The organism is Streptomyces sp. NBC_01142 (assembly GCF_026341125.1).
In the GTDB taxonomy this organism is placed as follows: Bacteria; Actinomycetota; Actinomycetes; order Streptomycetales; family Streptomycetaceae; genus Streptomyces.
On the sequence record NZ_JAPEOR010000002.1, the window covers coordinates 592,208 to 613,696 of the forward strand.

At 70.1% G+C, this 21,489-nt stretch carries 20 protein-coding genes and 1 pseudogene; 11 read left to right on the forward strand and 10 right to left on the reverse strand.

Going from position 1 to position 21,489, the window contains the following annotated elements:
* Nucleotides 1-99 precede the first annotated feature (99 nt).
* The 3 genes from OG883_RS20095 to OG883_RS20105 all read left to right on the forward strand — a co-directional run bounded on the left by OG883_RS20095 (nt 100) and on the right by OG883_RS20105 (nt 3,043).
* Nucleotides 100-798 (forward strand): SDR family oxidoreductase, encoded by a 699-nt coding sequence (locus OG883_RS20095; protein WP_266549252.1) that lies wholly within the window; start codon nt 100-102, stop codon nt 796-798.
* 161 nt (nt 799-959) lie between these two features.
* On the forward strand, nt 960-2,045 hold the full coding sequence (locus OG883_RS20100) for an S-adenosylmethionine:tRNA ribosyltransferase-isomerase (RefSeq protein ID WP_266542811.1): 1,086 nt from the start codon (nt 960-962) through the stop codon (nt 2,043-2,045).
* A 302-nt stretch (nt 2,046-2,347) separates the two neighbouring features.
* Nucleotides 2,348-3,043, forward strand: coding sequence for a transglycosylase SLT domain-containing protein (locus OG883_RS20105; protein WP_266542812.1), 696 nt, complete (start codon nt 2,348-2,350; stop codon nt 3,041-3,043).
* 132 nt (nt 3,044-3,175) lie between these two features.
* On the opposite strand, the gene OG883_RS20110 is transcribed toward OG883_RS20105, so the two are convergent.
* Entirely contained in the window at nt 3,176-5,746 is a 2,571-nt protein-coding gene (locus tag OG883_RS20110) for an FHA domain-containing protein (RefSeq protein WP_266542814.1), read from the reverse strand.
* 256 nt (nt 5,747-6,002) lie between these two features.
* Here OG883_RS20110 and OG883_RS20115 point away from each other — a divergent pair.
* Both OG883_RS20115 and serB read left to right on the forward strand, forming a co-directional pair.
* Nucleotides 6,003-7,499, forward strand: a pseudogene (locus OG883_RS20115) (streptophobe family protein); the annotation flags it as partial.
* A gap of 457 nt (nt 7,500-7,956) precedes the next feature.
* Entirely contained in the window at nt 7,957-9,174 is a 1,218-nt protein-coding gene (serB, locus tag OG883_RS20120) for a phosphoserine phosphatase SerB (RefSeq protein WP_266542816.1), read from the forward strand.
* 91 nt (nt 9,175-9,265) lie between these two features.
* Here the strand turns inward: serB and OG883_RS20125 are convergent, their stop codons facing one another.
* The 4 genes from OG883_RS20125 to OG883_RS20140 form a co-directional block, all read right to left on the reverse strand.
* Nucleotides 9,266-9,817 carry a histidine phosphatase family protein gene (locus OG883_RS20125; RefSeq protein ID WP_266542818.1) on the reverse strand — a complete coding sequence of 184 codons (552 nt, stop codon included), beginning with the start codon at nt 9,815-9,817 and terminating at the stop codon, nt 9,266-9,268.
* 73 nt (nt 9,818-9,890) lie between these two features.
* Nucleotides 9,891-10,097 carry a hypothetical protein gene (locus tag OG883_RS20130; protein ID WP_266542820.1) on the reverse strand — a complete coding sequence of 69 codons (207 nt, stop codon included), beginning with the start codon at nt 10,095-10,097 and terminating at the stop codon, nt 9,891-9,893.
* A 150-nt stretch (nt 10,098-10,247) separates the two neighbouring features.
* Entirely contained in the window at nt 10,248-10,364 is a 117-nt protein-coding gene (locus OG883_RS20135) for an SGM_5486 family transporter-associated protein (RefSeq protein WP_266542821.1), read from the reverse strand.
* A gap of 17 nt (nt 10,365-10,381) precedes the next feature.
* Nucleotides 10,382-11,653: a CynX/NimT family MFS transporter gene (locus OG883_RS20140; RefSeq protein WP_266542823.1), complete on the reverse strand. Its 1,272-nt coding sequence runs from the start codon at nt 11,651-11,653 to the stop codon at nt 10,382-10,384.
* Between the two features lie 70 nt (nt 11,654-11,723).
* Between OG883_RS20140 and OG883_RS20145 the strand changes: the two genes are divergently transcribed.
* Nucleotides 11,724-12,410 carry a FadR/GntR family transcriptional regulator gene (locus OG883_RS20145; protein WP_266542825.1) on the forward strand — a complete coding sequence of 229 codons (687 nt, stop codon included), beginning with the start codon at nt 11,724-11,726 and terminating at the stop codon, nt 12,408-12,410.
* Here OG883_RS20145 and OG883_RS20150 read toward each other — a convergent pair.
* The 3 genes from OG883_RS20150 to fabG form a co-directional block, all read right to left on the reverse strand.
* Complete coding sequence (locus OG883_RS20150; protein WP_266549254.1) at nt 12,373-12,741, reverse strand: hypothetical protein; 369 nt, start codon at nt 12,739-12,741, stop codon at nt 12,373-12,375. The two genes, OG883_RS20145 and OG883_RS20150, sit on opposite strands and share 38 nt — an antisense overlap.
* A 190-nt stretch (nt 12,742-12,931) precedes the next feature.
* The gene (fabI, locus tag OG883_RS20155; RefSeq protein WP_266542827.1) at nt 12,932-13,702 is read right to left on the reverse strand and encodes an enoyl-ACP reductase FabI; all 771 of its coding nucleotides are present in this window, start codon (nt 13,700-13,702) and stop codon (nt 12,932-12,934) included.
* Nucleotides 13,703-13,706: 4 nt separating this feature from the next.
* Nucleotides 13,707-14,411 (reverse strand): 3-oxoacyl-[acyl-carrier-protein] reductase, encoded by a 705-nt coding sequence (gene fabG / locus OG883_RS20160; protein ID WP_266542828.1) that lies wholly within the window; start codon nt 14,409-14,411, stop codon nt 13,707-13,709.
* Nucleotides 14,412-14,620: 209 nt separating this feature from the next.
* Between fabG and OG883_RS20165 the strand changes: the two genes are divergently transcribed.
* The 3 genes from OG883_RS20165 (at nt 14,621) to tyrS (ending at nt 19,035) form a co-directional block, all read left to right on the forward strand.
* A complete protein-coding gene (locus OG883_RS20165; RefSeq protein ID WP_266542830.1) occupies nt 14,621-16,144 on the forward strand; it encodes a TldD/PmbA family protein in 1,524 nt (507 codons plus the stop codon).
* 186 nt (nt 16,145-16,330) lie between these two features.
* A complete protein-coding gene (locus OG883_RS20170; RefSeq protein ID WP_266542832.1) occupies nt 16,331-17,722 on the forward strand; it encodes a metallopeptidase TldD-related protein in 1,392 nt (463 codons plus the stop codon).
* A gap of 44 nt (nt 17,723-17,766) precedes the next feature.
* On the forward strand, nt 17,767-19,035 hold the full coding sequence (gene tyrS / locus OG883_RS20175; protein ID WP_266542834.1) for a tyrosine--tRNA ligase: 1,269 nt from the start codon (nt 17,767-17,769) through the stop codon (nt 19,033-19,035).
* Between the two features lie 68 nt (nt 19,036-19,103).
* Here the strand turns inward: tyrS and OG883_RS20180 are convergent, their stop codons facing one another.
* Nucleotides 19,104-19,382, reverse strand: coding sequence for a GlsB/YeaQ/YmgE family stress response membrane protein (locus tag OG883_RS20180; protein WP_266542836.1), 279 nt, complete (start codon nt 19,380-19,382; stop codon nt 19,104-19,106).
* A 212-nt stretch (nt 19,383-19,594) separates the two neighbouring features.
* Here OG883_RS20180 and OG883_RS20185 point away from each other — a divergent pair, with 212 nt between their 5' ends.
* Both OG883_RS20185 and OG883_RS20190 read left to right on the forward strand, forming a co-directional pair.
* On the forward strand, nt 19,595-19,972 hold the full coding sequence (locus tag OG883_RS20185; protein ID WP_266542838.1) for a DUF3099 domain-containing protein: 378 nt from the start codon (nt 19,595-19,597) through the stop codon (nt 19,970-19,972).
* A gap of 194 nt (nt 19,973-20,166) precedes the next feature.
* On the forward strand, nt 20,167-20,403 hold the full coding sequence (locus OG883_RS20190) for a hypothetical protein (RefSeq protein WP_266542840.1): 237 nt from the start codon (nt 20,167-20,169) through the stop codon (nt 20,401-20,403).
* On the opposite strand, the gene moaA is transcribed toward OG883_RS20190, so the two are convergent.
* On the reverse strand, nt 20,386-21,375 hold the full coding sequence (moaA, locus tag OG883_RS20195; protein WP_266542842.1) for a GTP 3',8-cyclase MoaA: 990 nt from the start codon (nt 21,373-21,375) through the stop codon (nt 20,386-20,388). The two genes, OG883_RS20190 and moaA, sit on opposite strands and share 18 nt — an antisense overlap.
* Nucleotides 21,376-21,489 lie beyond the last annotated feature (114 nt).

Here is a 21,489-nt window from a genome sequence, read left to right on the forward strand (position 1 = left end):
GGTTCTGGCGCACGAGGCGCCGGGCACGGCCGCGTTCCTACGTTGGGGGCAGCCACGCGGAACGGACGGGATCAGACCCGGAGCAAGGGGATGGACATCATGCCGGTAGCGGTGATCACTGGGGCTTCGAAGGGGCTGGGGCGGGCTCTCTCGGAGGCCCTCGCGCAGCAGGGCTGGGATCTGGTGCTGGGCGCCAGGACCGCGAGCGTTCTCGAGGAGAGCGCGCATCGGGCCGGCGCGTACGGGACACGGGTGGTGGCGGTGACGGGGGATGTCATCGATGCCGGGCACCGCGCGGAGCTGCTGACGGTGGCCCGCGGGCTCGGCGGGCTCGATCTGCTGGTGAGCAACGCGAGCGCGCTGGGCGCCGAGCCGCTCGTCCGGCTGGACGTGCTGCCGCTCGAGGGGTTGCGGGCGGCGCTGGAGACCAATGTGGTCGCCGCGCTCGGACTCGTACAGGAGGCGCTGCCGCTGCTGAAGGCGTCCGGGGCGGGCACGGTGATCGCCGTCAGTTCGGACGCGGCGGCCGAGGCGTACGAGACCTGGGGCGGCTACGGCGCGTCGAAGGCGGCACTCGACCATCTCGCCGCGGTCCTCGCGGTGGAGGAGCCGGAGCTGCGGGTGTGGGCGGTCGACCCGGGCGACATGCAGACGGATCTGTACGCGGCGGCCGTTCCGGACGACGACGATCCACGCCCGGCGCCGGAGTCGGTCGTACCGGGTTTCCTGCGGCTGCTGGAAGAACGGCCGGTCAGCGGGCGGTACGCGGCGCCCGCACTGCTCGAGGCAGCCCGGTGAGGGGAACGACGGGCGGCCCGACGGCGGCGGGCCCGGCGAGCCCCCGGCGGACGGCCCGTCGCGGTGGCGACTGGTGTCACAGCGGCGAACCCGCCCGAAGCCCGGGAGACCCAGGGGAAGCCGAGCAGTGCGAGGGCGGCGTCAGGAGGTACGGACCCGCCGTGCCGGATACGTTGCGGGTGCCCGAGGAGCTCTCGGCCCGGGTGCCCGCCGAGGAACGCGGGACGGGACGGGACGACGTACGGCTGATGGTCTCGCGCGGGACCGAGGTCTCCCATCACGCCTTCCGGGACCTGCCCGGGCAACTGCGGGCCGGGGATGTCCTGGTGGTCAATACGTCGGCCACGCTGCCGGCCGCGGTCAACGGGAGGGTGGGCGGCGAGCTCGTCGTCGTGCACTTCTCGACGCGGGGCGACAAGGGGCGCTGGGCGGTGGAGCTGCGCCGGCCGGACGGCGCGGGCAGCACCGTGCCGCGCGCCGGGGGGCCGCCGGGGGCGCTCGTACGGCTCCCCGGCGGCGCGCGGCTGGTGCTGGAGGAGCCACTGGCGCCCGGCGCGGACCGGCTGTGGTGGGCGACGGTCTCCGTGGACGTGCCACGGCTGCTGCACCGCTACGGCAGGCCCATCCGGTACGGGTACACGGCGCAGGACCAGCCCCTGTCCGCGTATCAGACCGTGTTCGCGCTGCCCTCGCCCGACGGCGCGGGCTCCGCGGAGATGCCGAGCGCCGCGCGCCCCTTCACGACGCGGCTGGTGGCGGAACTGGTGAGCCGGGGGGTGCAGTTCGCGCCCCTCACCCTGCATACGGGGGTGGCGTCGGCGGAGGCGCACGAGCCGCCGTACCCGGAGCGTTTCGAGGTGCCGACGACGACGGCGTGGCTGGTGAATGCCGCCCGGGCGGGGCGTATCGCGGCGCGAAGCGCCTCCTCCAGGGGCAACGGCCAGGTGGCGGGTGGTCGCATCGTGGCGGTCGGTACGACGGCGGTACGTGCCCTGGAGTCCGCGGCGGGGCCCGACGGCGTGGTGCGGGCGACGTCCGGGTGGACGGATCTCGTCATCACGCCGGGGCGCGGGGTACGCGTCGTGGACGGGCTGCTGACCGGGCTGCACGAGCCCGAGGCGTCGCACCTGCTGATGCTGGAGGCGATCGCCGGGTGGGCGGCACTGAGTCGCAGCTATACCGAGGCGCTACGGCTTCTCTACCTCTGGCACGAGTTCGGCGACGTCCACCTCGTACTTCCGGAGTAGATCCCTCACTCTTCGAATTGCTGACGCAACACATGGCGAAGTCGTTATATGGCCGATGTGAGCCCGCACATAGGACGTAGGTCACTTACGAACGTGGCTAGTGGATACATAAAGGGCATGTGAGCGGGGACTCAATGGGGGACAAGGTGCCCATTCCGGACCCTTGTCCACTATCGGGGATCGTACGTCACACCTTTGCCACAGCATTTTGCTGCCGCTAAGAATTGCAGCCGTCGCCGCCGAGGAGCGCAGCGCCGCACCCGGCCTGAAGCGACTTCCGCTATTCGAAGAGGTACGTCTCTATGTCTGCGTCCAGCAACCTGGTCAGTCGTCTGAAGAAGACCCAGAAGATGTCGATCGCCGGCGTCTCGGCCGTCGCCGCCGCGGCCCTCGCCTTCTCCCTCGTCCCGGGCAACGCCTCAGCCAATACTGAGACGCAGGCACTCGCCGCCGCCCCGGTGGCCTTCAGCAGCGCTCCGCAGGCGACGACCCTTCAGGCCGGTGTTGCCAAGCAGCAGACGGCTGCCGACCAGCAGGCCAAGGCTGCGGCCAAGGCCGCTGCCGACGCCAAGAAGAAGGCGGCCGACGCGAAGAAGGCTGCGAAGGCCAAGGCCGACGCGAAGAAGCGCGCCACGGCCCAGGCGGCCAGCCGTGCCGCCGCCCGCAAGCCCGTCTACGCCAACAACCTGGACGGCTGGATCCGCGAGGCCCTGGCCATCATGAAGAACAAGAACATCCCCGGCTCGTACGACGGCCTGCACCGCAACATCATTCGTGAGTCCAGCGGCAACCCGCGCGCCATCAACAACTGGGACATCAACGCGATCAACGGCATCCCGTCGAAGGGCCTGCTGCAGGTCATCAAGCCGACGTTCGACGCGTACCACGTCGCCGGTACGCCCCACGACCAGTACCACCCGGTCGCCAACATCGTGGCCGCGGCCAACTACGCCGCGGACCGGTACGGCTCGATCGACAACGTGAACAGCGCCTACTGAGCCGTACGCAGGCAACACGCAGGCAGTACGCACGCACTGCGCAGCTCGTAGCACGCGCAGCACGCAGAGAAGACAGACGCCGAAGGGCGGCACCCCGTGCGGGGTGCCGCCCTTCGGCGTGTACGGGGCCCGTTACTTGCGCATGACCTCGGGCTCGTGGCGGCGCAGCAGCCGCACCACCACGAAGCCGCAGATCACGCCCATGCCGAGCAGTACACCCATGTCGAGCATCCACTGGCCGGCGCTGTGGTCCCACAGCGGATCGAGGTTGGCCCGGTCCCACGGCATGGCCACATTGAGCTCGGCCGTGGTGCCCAGCGCCGCGACCGCCCAGCGCGACGGCATCAGCCAGGCGACCTGCTCGATGCCGGGGCTGTCGTGCAGCTGGAACAGGACGCCGGTGAAGACGACCTGGACGATGGCGAACATCACCAGCAGGGGCATGGTCTTCTCTGCGGTCTTCACCAGGGCGGAGATGATCAGGCCGACCATCATGCAGGTGAAGCCGAGGGCACTGACGACCATGGTCATCTCGACCACGGGCAGATCCTCGAAGAGGACACCCTCGGCGGGCAGCTTCGAGCGGGCGCCGAAGCCGATCGCGCAGATGATCACGCCCTGCAGGGCGGTGATGATGCCGAGGACGATGACCTTGGACATCAGATACGCGGAGCGCGACAGACCGGTGGCCCGTTCCCGCTCGTAGATGACACGTTCCTTGATCAACTCTCGTACCGAGTTGGCGGCGCCCGAGAAGCACGCGCCGACCGCGAGAATCAGCAGGATCGTGCCGACGTCCTTGTTGATGAACCTGACCTTCGCCGGGCCGAGGCCCAGGCCGGAGTCGGCGGGGATCACCGTGCTGACGATGCCGAGCACCGCGGGCAGGATGAACATCAGGCCGATGAAGCCGCGGTCGGACGCGATCACCGAGGAGTAGCGGCGGATCAGCGTCCACAGCTGGGAGCCCCAGCTCTGCGGCTTCGGCGGGCGCATCTGCTGGGGCGGCGGCATGTGCACCGACTGCGCGGCGACGGCGTCGATGTCCGCGGCGTACATCTGGTAGTGCTGCGAACCGCGCCAGCGGCCGGCCCAGTCGTAGTCGCGGTAGTTCTCGAACGCCGAGAAGACGTCGGCCCAGGTGGTGTAGCCGAAGAAGTTGAGCGCTTCCTCCGGCGGGCCGAAGTACGCCACCGAACCGCCGGGGGCCATGACGAGCAGCTTGTCGCAGATCGCCAGCTCGGCCACGGAGTGGGTGACGACGAGGACCGTACGGCCGTCGTCGGCGAGGCCGCGCAGCAGCTGCATGACGTCGCGGTCCATGCCCGGGTCGAGACCGGAGGTCGGCTCGTCCAGGAAGATCAGCGACGGCTTGGTCAGCAGCTCCAGGGCGACGGAGACGCGCTTGCGCTGGCCGCCGGAGAGCGAGGTGACCTTCTTGTCCTTGTGGATGTCGAGCTTGAGCTCGCGCAGCACCTCGTCGATGCGGGCCTCGCGCTCGGACTCGGCGGTGTCGCCGGGGAAGCGGAGCTTGGCCGCGTACTTGAGGGCCTTCCGGACGGTCAGCTCCTTGTGCAGGATGTCGTCCTGCGGGACCAGACCGATGCGCTGGCGCAGCTCGGCGAACTGCTTGTACAGATTCCGGTTGTCGTAGAGGACGTCGCCCTGGTTGGCGGGCCGGTAACCGGTGAGCGCCTTGAGCAGGGTGGACTTTCCGGAGCCCGAGGGGCCGATGACCGCGACCAGCGACTTCTCCGGGACACCGAAGGAGACGTCCTTGAGGATCTGCTTGCCGCCGTCGACCGTCACCGTGAGGTGGCGGGCAGAGAAGGAGACCTCACCGGTGTCGACGAACTCCTCGAGCCGGTCACCGACGAGCCGGAAGGTCGAGTGACCGACGCCGACGATGTCGTTCGGGCCGATGAGTACGGTGCCGTTCTTGGCGATCGGCTGACCGTTGACGTACGTGCCGTTGTGGGATCCGAGGTCGCGGATCTCGAAGCGGCCGTCGGGAGTCGCCACGAACTCGGCGTGGTTGCGCGAGACCTGGAGGTCGGAGACGACCAGTTCGTTCTCGAGCGCACGACCGATGCGCATCACCCGGCCGAGGGCCAGCTGATGGAAGGTGGTCGGGCTGCGGTCCCCGTACACCGGCGGCGCCCCCGCGGCACCGCCCGCGCCGCCGCCGGGGCCCTGCTGGTGCGGGACCTGTGCCTGCGGTGACTGAGGCTGCTGTTGTTGCTGCTGCTGCTGCCAGGCTTGCTGCGGCTGCTGCTGCTGCTGCTGCCAACCCTGCTGCGGCTGTTGGACCGGGGCCTGCTGGGCCTGGGCCTGAGCCTGCGGAGCCTGCTGCTTGACGGCCTGCTGCTGGGGCGCGGCGCCCTGAGCGCTGTACGCATCCGCGCCGGCCGCCGCGCCGGAGAGGTTGAGCCGGGGTCCGTCGGTGGCATTGCCCAGATGCACGGCCGATCCAGGGCCGATCTCCATCTGATGAATCCGCTGGCCCTGCACATAAGTGCCGTTGGTGCTGCCGTGGTCCTCGATGACCCAACTGCGGCCGCCCCAGCTGATGGTGGCATGCCGCCACGAGACTCTGGCGTCGTCGATCACGAGGTCGCCCTGCGGATCACGTCCGAGGGTGTACGACCTGGACGGATCGAGAGTCCAGGTCCTTCCGTTCAATTCCAGTACGAGTTCCGGCACTCCATGCCCCACTAGTTGTCCCCCGAGTTACCCCCATCGCAGGGAGTCTAGGGATGGCGAACATCGTGAGGAACTATTTCAGGCCCGGTCCCGTATCCGAAAGTCGGGCCTTGTGAAGACCCCGCCCGGACTGCCCGTTGACGGAGGAGAAACTCACCCGGAGAGTGGTAAGCACCCATGAGTGCGCATGAGTGCGTACGGATCATGCGCGAATGGGGGTAACTGGGTCAAACCCAGCAGGGATCGGGGGGTCCGGATGGGTCGGCGCAACGACGTGAGCGGCAGTGGCGACCGGGTGCACTGGGGCGATGTGCTGCTGGCGTCGATCGCCGCGGTGAGCTGGGCACTGGTCGGGATGGCGGGTGCGGCGGCGCTCGGACTGCATCTGCTCGGAGCGGATGCGGCGGGGTCGCTCGGGCCGATGACGGCGGCCGTGGTGGTGCTCGCGGTGGGCGGATCGGTCACTCCGACCGGCGATGTGTCCGCGTTCGGGCTGGAAGGTGCACAGGCGCGGACGGCCGTCGACATCACGCCACTCGGGGTGGCGCTGGTCGGTGCGTTGCTCCTCGCGTACTTCTTTCTACGTTCCCTGCGTGGTGCGGGGCGGTACGTCTCAGGGACCGAACTCGCCGCGCGGACAGCCGGGGTGGTGGCTCTCTTCGTCGCAACGGTCGGCGGTTTGGCGTGGGCAGGTCACGACGTCATCACGATCGACGGGGCGGAGCTGGGGCTTGATCCCGACGGGCTGCTGCCGGGAGGGGGCGGTGGGGGCGGGATCGAGGTGCCCGGGCTCGGCAACATAGGTGATGTGGAGGGGATGCTGCCCGATCGGCTCGGAGACCTCGTGGAGGCCGAGGCGGCGGTGGGGTTCAGCGTGAACACCGCGGATTCGCTGGCCGGCTCGTTGTTCTGGGTGCTGGCGGTGCTGGTCGTCGCGCTGCTCGCGTCGCGTCGTTCGCCGCTGCCGCCCGGCGCCGGGTGGGAGGCGGTACGGCGGGTGATGCGGCCGGCCGCGTCCGCGGTGGTGACAGTGGTGCTGGTCGCGGTCCTCGCCGGGTACGCGGCGGCGGCCTACGCGGCGATCGACGACGACCACCCGAAGCGCATCGCGGGGGCCGCCCTGCTCGGGGCGCCGAACGGGGTGTGGCTGGGGATCCCACTGGGGCTGTTCGTGCCGTGGGACGGCAAGGCGACGGGCCCGTTGGCGACGCTGCTGCCGGATCCGCTGGACGAGCTGCTGCGGATCTCGGCCGACGAGCCGGCGACGGTGGGGAGGCTGGCGGAACTGGACGAGCGCGTATGGCTGTTGGCCGTCGCCACCGCGGTGATGATGCTGTACGCCGGGGTGCTGGCGGCGGCGCGTACGCCGGTGGGCGGGCGGGGGCGGGGTTCGGCTGCGGCGGAGTGCGCCGCGTTCGTGGGGCGGTGCGCGGTACGGCTGGGCGTGGCGACGGCCCTGGCGCTTCCGCTGCTGGTGTGGCTGACGGGCGTATCGGTGGACGCTTCCCTGTCCGTGCTCGGGATCGACGCCGTCGGCGCCGGCATCGAGCTGCACGGCCATCTGGGCATGGCGCTGCTGCTGGGAGCGGTGTGGGGAGCCGGGGCGGGCGGGGTGGGGGCGCTGCTGGTGTACGGGACGGGGGGCGGGGACCGGACGGAGGCTCCGGAGTGGGAGCCGGGGCCCGGTCCCTACCGTCCGGTGGCGCCGTACCGCCCGCCGAACGCCGACACGAACCCGTATCTGCGCCCACCCCCGGGCATCCACGGTGCCCCGACGGTGGCGGGCCCCGTCCCCCCGCTCAGATACCCCCACTCTCCGGAGGAAGGCCCCCCACCACCGGGCACGCCCGGCAGACCGGGTCCGGAGCGGGGTCCGACCCGGGAGGCGGGGTCCAGGCCCGGAGCGGGGTCCGACCCGGGAGGCGGGGTCCGCCTGGGGCGGTGTCCGGGCCCGGCGGGGGTCCGGGCCCGGCGGGCAGACGGTGACCGGTTCGGTGCGGGGGCGCTCGACACCTGGAATCCCGCCGCGAAGCCGGCGCTCCCTGGGGGTGGGAGCGCCGGTCCCCCACGCAACCCCTCCCCCACCGGGCCCGGGGGCGCCGGCCGCGGTCCGGAGAAGGGGCGGGATGGGGGGAAACCACCCCTCCCTCTGTCCGGCACTCGGGACAGGGGGTCTCGCCGTCACGCGCGCCGGATACGGTGGAAGCACCATGAGCGCATCGCAGACCTCCGACGTCCCCACCCTTCTCGTCAAGATCTTCGGGAAGGACCGTCCCGGGATCACCGCCGGGCTCTTCGACACCCTCGCCGCCTACTCCGTCGACGTCGTCGACATCGAGCAGGTCGTCTCCCGAGGCCGTCTCGTCCTGTGCGTCCTCGTCACCGAGCCGACCGCCGGCGGGACCACCGCGGGCGAGTTGCGGGCGACCGTGCACAGCTGGGCCGAGTCGATGAAGCTGCAGGCCGAGATCATCTCCGGTACGGGCGACAACCGGCCTCGCGGCAGTGGCCGTTCGCATGTCACCGTGCTCGGGCACCCGCTGACCGCCGAGTCCACCGCCGGCATAGCGGCCACGATCACTGGCACCGGCGGGAACATCGACCGGATCTTCCGGCTCGCCAAATATCCGGTCACCGCCGTGGAGTTCGCGGTGTCCGGCGTGGAGACCGAACCGCTGCGTACCGCGCTGGTGACCGAGGCCGCCGAGATCGGCGTCGATGTGGCCGTCGTGTCGGCCGGACTGCACCGCCGGGCGCAGCGCCTGGTCGTCATGGATGTGGACTCGACACTCATCCAGGACGAGGTCATCGAGCTCTTTGCCGCACACGCGGGATGCGAGGACAAGGTCGCCGAGGTCACGGCGGCCGCCATGCGCGGGGAACTGGACTTCGAGCAGTCCCTGCACGCGCGCGTCGCGCTGCTGGCGGGGCTGGACGCCTCGGTCGTGGACAAGGTGCGCACGGAGGTCCGGATGACCCGCGGCGCCCGCACCCTGATCCGTACGCTCAAGCGCCTCGGCTATCAAGTGGGAGTCGTGTCGGGCGGGTTCACCCAGGTCACCGACGACCTCAAGGAGCGTCTGGGACTCGACTTCGCCTCGGCGAACACGCTCGAGATCGTGGACGGCAAGCTCACGGGCCGTGTCGTGGGCGAGATCGTGGACCGGGCCGGCAAGGCCCGGCTGCTGCGCCGGTTCGCCGCCGAGGCGGGCGTTCCGCTGGCGCAGACCGTCGCGATCGGCGACGGCGCGAATGATCTGGACATGCTCAACGCGGCCGGGCTCGGTGTCGCCTTCAATGCCAAGCCCGTCGTCCGCAAGGCCGCGCACACCGCGGTCAATGTGCCGTTCCTCGACACCGTCCTGTATTTGCTGGGCATCACCCGCGAAGAGGTCGAGGCCGCCGACGGTGAGGGCGCGGCACACTGACCTGCCCCCGCATGACAAGGCCCCGGCGCGTACTGCGCGCCGGGGCCGTTTCACGTACCGGACAAGGGGTTACCACGTACCGGACAAGGGGTTACTCGTGCGGGGCCCAGTACTCGAGCAGGGTGCCGACACCGTGCTCCAGCGACTTCCAGGAGCCGCTGAAGCCGATCACCGCGAGTGCCGCGGTGGGGAAGCCGCTCTTGGTCATCCGGGCCAGCGCGTCGGGCTCGGCCTTGCCCGCGAGGGCGTCGGCCAGCGCGTGCATTCCGGGGTTGTGGCCGATGACGAGGAGGTCGTTCACGTCGTCCGGGGTCTCGTTCAGCAGCGCGATCAGCTCGCCGAGGGAGGCGTCGTACAGCCGCTCCTCGTACACGGTCCTGGGGCGGTGCGGCAGCTCGTGCACGGCGAACTTCCAGGTCTCGCGGGTCCTGCTCGCGGTCGAGCACAGAGCCAGGTCGACCTCGATTCCGCTCTCCGCGAGCCTGCGGCCGGCGATGGAGGCGTCCATGCGGCCGCGCTCGGCCAGCGGTCGCTCGTGGTCGGACACCTGGGGCCAGTCGGCCTTCGCATGCCGGAGAAGGACGATCCTGCGGGGCTCGGGAGGTCCGGGGGGTGTCCCACCGGAAGACACAGCGGCGCTCATGCACCCCAGCTTCGCATGAAATGCGCCAACGGGCGCAGGGTGTTGACGGGCTGCCCCATGACGGGTGAATCCCTCACCGGGACAGGGTCTGCTGGATTCGCTCGAGCAGTTGGCCGACCGCCGGGTCGCCGCCCGCGGCGTGCGCCTGGGCCGGGTCGGCGATCAGCAGGAGGAGGGCGGCAAAGGCGACCATGGGCAGTGCCAGGGCCCACCACGGCAGCCGGGTGCCGACGCCGCCGGAGGCCTGGGCGGGGGGCCGGGTGTGCGGGTGGGCCTGCATGGCCGCCTCCATTGGTCTGCGGTTGAGTACCTCAAACCTACGGATCATGGCCGCGTGGGCCCATCCGGTGAGCCACCTACTTCACCCTGACCCTGACCCCCTAGGGGTTGGTGGGGCCAGCACCACCACGGGGGCGCGCCAACGGCCGTATCAGGGCGCGGCGATGGAGGCGATCAGCCCGATGATCACCGTGATGGCGATCATCGCGCCGAACACGATGAGGAGCTTTTTCTGGCCGTTCGGGGGGTTCGGGTCGAGCACAGGCATGGGGCCAGTCTCGCATCTCAGCATTCGTCCTCGATCGTCCGGTCCCGGCCGGCCAGGATGCCTACCGCCATCTGCGGCAGGATCAGCCCCGCCATCAGCCCGATCGGCAGGCTCCAGCCGCCGCTGTGCTGGTAGAGCACGCCCACCAGCAGCGGGCCGGGGATGGAGATCAGATAGCCGATGGACTGTACGAAGGCCGAGAGCCGTACGACGCCGGTGCCGGTCCTCGACCGCATGCCGATCATGGTGAGGGCGAGCGGGAAGGCACAGTTGGAGACGCCGAGCAGTACCGCCCACGCCCAGGCTCCGGCGGCCGGTGCGAGGAGCAGGCCCAGATAGCCGGTCAGTCCGCACAGGCCGAGGGCGACGGCGATCGGGCCCTGGTTCTTCATACGGGCGGCCAGCCGGGGGATGACGAAGGCGAGCGGCACGCCCATCACCATGGTCACGGCGAGCAGCACACCGGCGGTGCCGGCCGGGACCCCCGCGTCGCGGAAGATCTGCGGCATCCAGCCCATGGTGATGTACGCGCCGGTGGCCTGGAGGCCGAAGAAGCAGCCGAGCGCCCATGCGGTACGGCTGCGGGTGATCCGGGGGGCCGTCGTGGCCTTCTCGGCGGCTGCCGCGGCCTGGGTCCCGCTCTGCGCGGCGGCGCTGCGGTTGCGGACGAGACCGATCCAGGGCAGTACGGCGAGGAGGGCGAGGAACGCCCAGATCCCGAGGCCGAGGCGCCAACTTCCGCCCAGCGCCTGGGTCATGGGTACCGTCGCGGCGGCGGCGACCGAGGTCCCGAGGGCCAGCGCCATGGAGTAGAGCCCGGTGATCGAGCCGACGCGGTCGGGGAAGTACCGCTTGACGATCACCGGCATCAGGACGTTGCTGACGGCGATGCCCATGAGGGCGAGTGCGCTGGCGGCGAGGAAGCCCGCCGTGCCGCCGGCGAAGGGCCGGATCAGCAGGCCGGTGGCGATGGCCGCCATGCCTGCGCAGACGACGGCACCGGGACCGAAGCGGCGGGCGAGCCGGGGTGCCGCGATCCCGAAGATCGCAAAGCAGAGCGGCGGTACGGAGGTGAGCACGCCGGCCACGCTGCCGCTCATGTGCAGCCCGACCCGCGCCTCCTCCAGGAGCGCGCCGAGGCTGGTGATGGCAGGGCGGAGATTGAGAGCCGCGAGGACGATACCGACGATCATGAGCCGGGTGAGCCAGACCGTGCGCCGGGAGGCGGGAGAATCCACGGAAGTCCGTTCCGTGGTGGCGGGGCTCAGGGTCTGGGTCTCGTCGGACATGGAAGCCATCATAGAATCATGGGATGATTGGTTGTCCAATCCTCCACGATTCCCGTACCCAAGGAGCACCATGGCGCTCACCTCACCCCGGCGGTCCGCGCTCTCCGACCAGGTGATCGCCGAGCTGCGGAACCAGATCACCTCGGGCGAGTGGCCGGTGGGTTCCCGGATTCCCACCGAACCGGAGCTGGTCGAGCAGCTGGGCGTGGCCCGCAACACCGTCCGCGAGGCGGTCCGCGCGCTCGCCCACAACGGGCTCCTGGACATCCGGCAGGGCTCGGGGACGTATGTCGTGGCGACGAGCGAACTGGCGGGCGTCATGCACCGCCGTTTCGCCGAGGCCGACCCCCGGCACATCGCCGAGGTGCGCTCCACTCTCGAGTCCTCGGCCGCCCGGCTCGCCGCCCAGCGGCGCACGGAACGCGACCTCGGACAGCTCGACACCCTTCTCGCCCGCCGTGAGGAGGCCTGGGCGTCCGGCCGGGCGGAGCAGTTCGTCGCGGCCGACGCCACATTCCACCTGGCGGTGGTTGCCGCCTCGCACAATGACGTGCTGACGGAGCTCTACGCGGACCTGGAAGATCTGCTGCGCGACTGGCTGCGCGACGACGTGGGCCAGGACCTGCGCCCGGAGAACTACATGGACCACGCGCGGCTGGTCGAGGCGATCCGCTCGGGCGACGGCGACGCGGCGGCCTCCGAAGCGGCCGGCTATCCGTTCATGTGCCGGCGTCGTCCGGCAGGGGCTGGTGGCTGACCCAGGCCGTGCGGATCTCCTTCCAGCAGCGGTCGGTGAGCTGTACGTAGCCGGCCGGGGCGAGCGCGACGGGCCCACCGTCCACATCGACGTCCCACCAGCGCTCGCATTCGATGTGCAGCCGGACGCGGTCGGTCCCGGGGTAGGCGTTGTGGCAGTAGGCGGTGGCCCGGGAGCCGTCGACGACGGTGCGGCAGTCGGCTTCGTACGCGGGCGTCTGGGCCGGCGGCTTCGACTCTTCCCGGTCGTGCGGCTGAGATTCGGTCGGGGCCGCCCACCACAGGACCGTCACCGTGGCCAGCACGGAGGCAATGCGCCAGGTCGTTCGCACCACAGGACCTCCTCGGCCGTACTGCGGCTGCTAGCCGCGGCTGCACCACAAGGGAGGGAATGCCTCTCCAGAGTCGCCGACCCGGCGCCGTACCGCACGTTGCGGGGGCCCGAACGTGCGACGCCCCGTTCCCCGCACAGTGCGGGGAACGGGGCGTCGCTTGCCTACGAGAGGGGCTGTGGGCCGGCCGCTAGGCGCCCATCATGTGCACGCCGCCGTCCACGTGGACGATCGAGCCGGTCGTCCGCGGGAAGAAGTCCGAGAGCAGACCGACGACACCGCGGCCGGCCGGGTCCGGGTCGGACACGTCCCAGCCGATGGGCGCGCGGTGGTTCCACACGTCCGCGAGCTCCTCGAAGCCCGGGATGGACTTCGCGGCAATCGACTTGATCGGGCCCGCCGAGACCAGGTTGCAGCGGATGTTCCTGGCACCCAGGTCGCGGGCGAGGTAGCGGTTGGTGGACTCCAGGGCCGCCTTGGCCACGCCCATCCAGTCGTACTTCGGCCAGGCGATCGTCGCGTCGAAGGTGAGTCCGACGATCGAGCCGCCGCGCTCCATCAGCGGGAGGCAGGCCATGGCCAGCGACTTGTAGGAGTACGCCGAGACCTGCACCGCCGTCGAGACGTCCTCCCAGCCCGCTTCGAGGAAGTTGAAGGCGCCCTGCGGGCCGAAGGCGATCGAGTGCACGATGCCGTCGAGGCCGGAGTCGTCGCTGGAGTGCTCGCGGACCTTGTCCGCGAGGCCGTCCAGGTGCTCCTGGTTGGTGACGTCGAGCTCGATGACCGGCGCGGGCTTGGGCAGCCGCTTGGAGATGCGCTCCACCAGGGTGAGCCGGCCGAAGCCGGTGAGGATGACCTCCGCGCCCTCCTCCTGCGCCACCTTGGCGGCGTGGAAGGCGATGGACCCCTCAGTGAGGACGCCCGTGACGAGAATGCGCTTGCCGGCGAGGATTCCACTCATGTGATCAGTGACCCATGCCCAATCCGCCGTCAACGGGGATGACGGCTCCAGTGATGTACGAGGCGTCGTCGGAGGCGAGGAAGCGCACCGTGGCGGCGATCTCCTCCGGCTGCGCATAGCGGCCGAGGGGCACCTGGCCGACGATGCCCGCACGCTGCTCATCGGTGAGCGCCTTGGTCATGTCGGTGTCGACGAAGCCCGGCGCGACGACGTTGAACGTGATGTTGCGGGAACCCAGCTCACGGGCGAGCGAGCGGGCGAAGCCGACGAGACCGGCCTTGGAGGCGGCGTAGTTGGCCTGCCCCGCGGAGCCGAGCAGTCCGACGACGGAGGAGACCAGCACGACGCGGCCCTTCTTGGCGCGCAGCATGCCGCGGTTGGCGCGCTTGACGACCCTGAAGGTGCCGGTGAGGTTGGTGTCGATGACGGAGGTGAAGTCTCCCTCGGACATCCGCATCAGCAGCTGGTCCTTGGTGACGCCGGCGTTGGCGACCAGCACCTCCACCGGACCGTGCTTCTCCTCGATCTCCTTGTACGCCTGCTCCACCTGCTCCGCTTCGGTGATGTCGCACTTGACGGCCAGGAAGCCGGCCGGCGGCTCGCCGGAGCGGTATGTGATCGCGACCTTGTCGCCGTTGTCGGCGAACGCGCGGGCGATGGCGAGGCCGATGCCCCGGTTTCCTCCGGTGACGAGAACCGAGCGGCTCAACGGATCACCCTTTCGATGTGCGGTCTGGTACCTCGAAAACCTATCGGTCCCGCACCTCTCCCGGAGAATCGGTCCCTGACAGCGCCTCCCCGCAGTCACTGTCGGGTCCCTACAGAAGTGTTGATGCGCGGCGCCGCCGGGCGGGCTGTGCAGCGAGCCCTCCGGCGCGACATGATCAGGGCGACCCGTCTCAACGACAGGAGACATCCGTGCCTCATTCCATCGACGAAGCCTTCACGGCGCTGCCGCTGCGGGCGCTCGCCGACGCGGCACTCGCCCGGGCCCGTGCGCTCGGCGCCGAGCATGCCGACTTCCGCTTCGAGCGGGTACGCAGCGCGTCGTGGCGGCTGCGCGACGCCAAGCCCGCCGGTTCCTCGGACACCACGGACCTCGGGTACGCGGTGCGCGTGGTGCACGGCGGTGCCTGGGGATTCGCCTCCGGCGTCGATCTGACCATGGACGCCGCGGCCAGGGTCGCGGGCCAGGCGGTCGCGATGGCGAAGCTGTCGGCGAAGGTGATCGCGGCGGCGGGATCCGACGAGCGGGTGGAGCTGGCGGACGAGCCGGTGCACCCCGAGCGGACCTGGATCTCCGCGTACGAGATCAACCCGTTCGAGGTACCCGCCGAGGAGAAGGCCGCGCTGCTCGCCGAGTGGAGCGGGCGGCTGCTGCGGGCGGAGGGTGTCGCGCATGTCGACGCCTCGCTGCTCACCGTCCACGAGAACAAGTTCTACGCGGACACGGCGGGCACCGTCACCACCCAGCAGCGGGTGCGGCTGCACCCGCAGATGACCGCGGTCGCCGTCGACGAGACGACCGGTGAGTTCGATTCGATGCGCACCATCGCGCCGCCGGCGGGCCGCGGCTGGGAGTATCTGACCGGCACGGGCTGGGACTGGGACTCCGAGCTGGAGCAGATCCCCGCGCTGCTCGCGGAGAAGATGCGGGCGCCGAGCGTCGAGGCCGGGCGGTACGACCTGGTGGTCGACCCGTCCAATCTCTGGCTGACCATCCATGAGTCGATCGGCCACGCCACCGAGCTGGACCGGGCGCTGGGGTACGAGGCCGCGTACGCCGGGACCTCCTTCGCCACTTTCGACCAGCTCGGGAAGCTGGCGTACGGCTCCTCGGCGATGAACGTGACGGGCGACCGGACCGCCGAGCACGGGCTCGCCACGATCGGGTACGACGACGAGGGCGTCGAGGCCCAGTCGTGGGACCTGGTCAAGGACGGCACGCTGGTGGGCTACCAGCTGGACCGGCGGATCGCGAAGCTGACGGGTCTGGGGCGGTCCAACGGCTGCGCGTACGCCGACTCCCCCGCCCATGTACCCGTGCAGCGGATGGCGAACGTCTCGCTGCAGCCGGACCCGGGCGGTCTGTCGACGGAGGACCTGATCGGCGGGGTGGAGCGCGGGATCTATGTGGTCGGCGACCGGTCGTGGTCGATCGACATGCAGCGCTACAACTTCCAGTTCACGGGGCAGCGTTTCTTCCGCATCGAGAACGGCAGGCTCGCCGGTCAGCTGCGCGATGTCGCGTACCAGGCGACGACGACGGACTTCTGGGGCTCGATGGAGAAGGTGGGCGGCCCGCAGACCTACGTCCTGGGCGGCGCGTTCAACTGCGGCAAGGCCCAGCCGGGCCAGGTCGCGGCGGTCTCCCACGGCTGCCCCTCGGCCCTGTTCCGGGGTGTCAACATTCTGAACACGACGCAGGAGGCCGGTCGATGATCGCCGTGTGCGCCCGCACCGCCCCCTGCTGGGGGTCCGGGGGTCACTCCCCGGGCAAGCACAGTCTGAACACGACGCAGGAGGCCGGTCGATGATCGCCGTGTGCGCCCGCACCGCCCCCTGCCGGGGGTCCGGGGGTCACCCCCCGGGCAAGCACAGTCTGAACACGACGCAGGAGGCCGGTCGATGAGCCGCATCAGCAAGCCGCACGAGATCGTCGAGCGGGCACTGGAGCTGTCCACCGCCGACGGCTGTGTCGTCATCGCCGACGAGCACTCCTCCGCCAATCTCCGCTGGGCGGGCAACGCCCTGACCACCAACGGTGTCACCCGCGGCCGTACCCTCACCGTCATCGCGACCGTCGACGGCGGCCAGGGCACCGCCTCCGGTGTCGTGTCGCGGTCCGCCGTGACCGCCGCCGACCTCGAGCCGCTGGTGCGCGCCGCGGAGGCCGCCGCGCGGGCAGCCGGTCCCGCCGAGGACGCCCAGCCGCTCGTCGAAGGGGTCCCCGCCTCCCCGGACTTCACGGACGCGCCCGCCGAGACCACCTCGGCCGTCTTCGCGGACTTCGCGCCCGCGCTGGGCGATGCCTTCGCCCGCGCCCGGGCCGGGGAGCGTGAGCTGTACGGCTTCGCCAACCACGAGCTGACCTCCACCTATCTGGGTACGTCGACGGGGCTGCGGCTGCGCCACGACCAGCCCACCGGCACGCTGGAGCTCAACGCGAAGTCCCCGGACCGTTCCCGTTCCGCCTGGGCGGGCCGCTCGACGCGGGACTTCAAGGACGTGGACCCTGCCCAGCTGGACGCCGAGCTGGCGCAGCGTCTCGGCTGGGCGGAGCGCCGGATCGATCTGCCCGCCGGGCGGTACGAGACGCTGCTGCCGCCCACCGCCGTGGCCGATCTGCTGATCTACCAGCTCTGGTCCTCGACGGCCCGGGACGCGGCGGAGGGCCGTACGGTCTTCTCCAAACCCGGCGGCGGCACCCGCGTGGGCGAGACCCTCTCCGCGCTGCCGCTCACGCTGCGCAGCAACCCGCACGAGCCGGGCCTGGAGTCCGCGCCGTTCGTGATCGCGCACTCCTCCGGGGACGACGCCTCGGTCTTCGACAACGGTCTGCCGCTGGCGCCGCAGGACTGGGTGCGCGACGGAAAGCTGGAGCACCTGGTCACCACCCGGCACAGCGCGGGTCTGACCGGGCTGCCGGTCGCGCCCGGGGCCGGGAATCTGATTCTGGACGGCGGCGGCGAGCGTTCGCTGGACGAGATGGTCTCGGCGACCGCCCGCGGGCTCCTGCTGACCTGCCTCTGGTACATCCGCGAGGTCGACCCGGCGACGCTGCTGCTGACCGGGCTGACCCGGGACGGCGTCTATCTCGTGGAGAACGGCGAGGTCGTGGGTGAGGTGAACAACTTCCGCTTCAACGAGTCGCCGGTCAATCTGCTGTCCCGGGCCGCCGAGGCGGGCCGCACCGAGAAGACGCTGCCGCGTGAGTGGGGCGACTGGTTCACGCGGGCCGCGATGCCCGCGATCCGGGTCCCGGATTTCAATATGAGTTCGGTCAGCCAGGGCGTATAACCTCAGGGGAGTCAGTACGCAACATCCGAGGAGACACGAGAACCGTGACGGACATCGTCGACGAACTGCAGTGGCGTGGGCTGATCGCCCTCTCCACTGACGAGGACGCATTGCGCAAGGCGTTCGCGGACGGTCCCGTCACGTTCTATTGCGGCTTCGACCCGACCGCGCCCAGCCTGCACCTCGGCAATCTGGTCCAGATCCTCACCATGCGCCGGATCCAGCAGGCGGGGAACCGACCGCTGGGACTGGTCGGCGGTGCCACCGGTCTGATCGGTGACCCGAAGCCGAATTCGGAGCGCACGCTCAACGCACCCGAGGTCGTCGCGAGCTGGGTGGAGCGGCTGCGCGGGCAGATCGAGCGGTTCCTCGACTTCGAGGGACCGTACGCCGCGACCATGGTCAACAACCTGGACTGGACGTCGGGACTCTCGGCGATCGACTTCCTGCGTGACGTCGGCAAGTACTTCCGGGTCAACAAGATGATCGCGAAGGAGGCGGTCGCCCGGCGGCTGAACTCCGACACGGGCATCAGCTACACCGAGTTCAGCTACCAGATCCTGCAGGGCATGGACTTCCTGGAGCTGAACCGCCGGTACGGCTGCACCCTGCAGACCGGCGGCAGTGACCAGTGGGGCAACCTCACCGCGGGCACCGATCTGATCCACCGGGTCGAGCCCGAGGCGGAGGTGCACGCGCTGGCCACCCCGCTGATCACCAAGGCCGACGGAACGAAGTTCGGCAAGACGGAGTCCGGCACGGTCTGGCTCGACCCGGAGCGGACCACGCCGTACGCCTTCTACCAGTTCTGGCTGAACGCGGACGACCGGGACGTCTCCAAGTTCCTGCGGATCTTCAGCTTCACGTCCCGCGAGGAGATCGAGGAGCTGGAGAAGCTGACCGAGGAGCGGCCGCAGGCGCGTGCCGCGCAGCGGGCGCTGGCCGAGGAGCTGACGACGCTGGTGCACGGCGCCGACCAGTGCGCGGCCGTCGTCAACGCCTCGAAGGCGCTCTTCGGCCAGGGAGAGCTGGCCGAGCTCGACGAGCCGACGCTGCGTGCGGCGCTCTCCGAGCTGCCGCACGCCCGGGTTGCCGACCTGGCCCCGGTCGTGGACCTGCTCGCGGAGGTGGGGCTCGTGGCCAGCAAGTCGGCCGGCCGCCGCACGGTGAAGGAGGGCGGGGCCTACGTGAACAACGTCAAGGTGACCGCCGAGGACGCCGTACCCGCGCACGACGAGTTGCTGCACGGGCGCTGGCTGGTCCTGCGCCGGGGCAAGAAGAACCTGGCTGCCGTCGAGGTCGCCGCCGGCTGACTGTCTCCGTCGGGGCTCCGGCCCCATGCCCGGTCACCCGGGCATGGGGCCGGAGCCCCGGACAACGATCAGGCCTTCTGCTTTCTGCTGCCCCGCATCGAGCTGTAGGCCATGTCGCCCAGGAAGACGATGACCACGGCGGCCACGATCTGCAGCGCATGACGGCCCCAGTCGATGCCCTTGGTCTCGCCGATACCGAACACCGTCGCGAGCCAGTTGCCGAGCAGAGCACCGGCGATACCGAAGATCGTGATCAGCCACAGGGGACTGTGCTGCTTGCCGGGGATGATCGCCTTTGCGATCAGGCCCAGCACGAATCCCACGATGATCGCCCACAACCAGCCCATGGCTGCCTCCTCGTACGGCTCTGCGTGAGCAGTTACGCCGTCAGTCTCGGCTGATCTCCCATACAGCGCATGTCGGGCAGTGCCATACGCGGTACGGCGCAGTCGGGGCACGCAAGTCCGGCCGGACCCGCTCTCGAAGACGTCGGACCTCCGGCGTACGGTGGAAGGCGTCAGAACCGGGGAGCGTTCCGACGCGGAATCGGGTGAGGAACGTGATACGGAAGCACGGCGACACGGAGGTTTTCCGGATCACCGGGGCCCGCCGGGGGCTCGCCGACGATGTGCGCGGCAGGCAGCGCCGCTATGTGATCTCGATGTCGGTACGCACCGTGTCGGTGATCCTCGCCGCAGTCCTGTGGAACGTCGAACGTCATGTGGCGGTCGTGGCGCTGGTGCTCGGCATTCTGCTCCCGTACATTTCCGTGGTGATCGCCAACGCGGGCCGTGAGAACGCCCCTTCGCTGCCCTCGACGTTCGTGGCGCCCCCCTCCAGACCGATGATCGAGCCCGTCTCCACACATGCCTCCGCGGAACCCGAGCCGGAAGCCGAAGGCTTCGAAAGAGACAGTCGCGGACGCGAACAGAGCTGATATCACACCGCCCGCAAAGCTCAAGAAAAGCTCAGATCAATCGTGAAGTTCCGGTGCCCGACACCCGGTTCCCCGTGACATACTTCGTACGCGCTCCGCATCCCCCGTCGGAGCGACGGACCGACGCCGGGCAGCTCCCCCCGTGGCTGCTCGGCGTCGCCATGTGGTCGCCTTTTTCTGCGCTGGACGTAAGAGTGAGTGACGAAACGCCGATCTGCTCCGCCAAGGGCTGCCGCGCCGACGCCGTCTGGGTGCTCGCGTGGAACAACCCGAAGCTGCACACTCCCGAACGCCGCAAAACCTGGCTCGCCTGCGAGGAGCACCGCGAGCATCTCTCCCACTTCCTCGGCCTGCGCGGCTTTCTCAAGGATGTGGTGACGCTCGAGGAGTGGGAGCGGGGTTCCGCCTCCGGCTCAGCCGCCGATCGCTGACATCGGGCGGTCGGGCTGCAGGAACGTCGGGTCGTCGAGGCCCGAGCCGGCCTTTTTGCCCCACATCGCCAGCTTCCATATGCGGGAGATCTCCGCGTCGGGCGCGTCCGAGCGCAGCGCGGCGCGCAGGTCCGTCTCCTCGCGGGCGAAGAGGCAGGTGCGCACCTGGCCGTCGGCAGTGAGCCGGGTGCGGTCGCAGGCGCTGCAGAACGGGCGGGTGACGGAAGCGATGACCCCGACCCGGTGCGGACCGCCGTCCACGATCCAGCGCTCGGCCGGCGCGGAGCCGCGCTCGTCGTCGCCCTCCTCGGTGAGTGTGAAGCGCGTACGCAGAGACTCGAGGATGTCCCCCGCGGTGATCATTCCGTCGCGCTTCCAGCCGTGCTGGGCGTCGAGCGGCATCTGCTCGATGAAGCGCAGCTCGTAGTCGTTCGCCACGGCCCAGGCGAGCAGGTCGGGGGCCTCGTCGTCGTTGAGCCCCGGCATCAGGACCGTATTGACCTTGACCGGGGTGAGGCCCGCGGCACGGGCGGCCTCCAGGCCGTCCAGCACATCGTGGTGACGGTCGCGGCGGGTGAGGGTCTTGAAGACATCGGGCCGCAGGGTGTCGAGCGAGACATTGACACGGTCCAGGCCGGCGGCCTTGAGCGCGGTCGCCGTCCGCTTGAGCCCGATGCCATTGGTGGTCAGCGACATCTGGGGGCGGGGCTTCAGCGCGGCACACCGCTCGACTATCCCGACCAGGCCGGGCCGCAGCAGCGGCTCCCCGCCGGTGAAGCGGACCTCGGTGATGCCGAGGTCGGTGACGGCGATGCTTATCAGCCGGACGATCTCGTCGTCACTGAGCAGATCCGGCTTGGCGAGCCACTGCAGACCCTCTTCCGGCATACAGTACGAACACCGCAGATTGCACCGATCCGTGAGCGAAACACGCAGGTCAGTGGCCACACGGCCAAAGGTGTCGATGAGCACTGTGGGCCCCCTCCCCCATTCGCGGTTCTGATGCTGTCGAGCCTACGCCAGAGCTCTGACAACAAAGGGGCCCGATTGTCACGAGGTACGGCGCGGCCGCGTCGTAGGACTCTA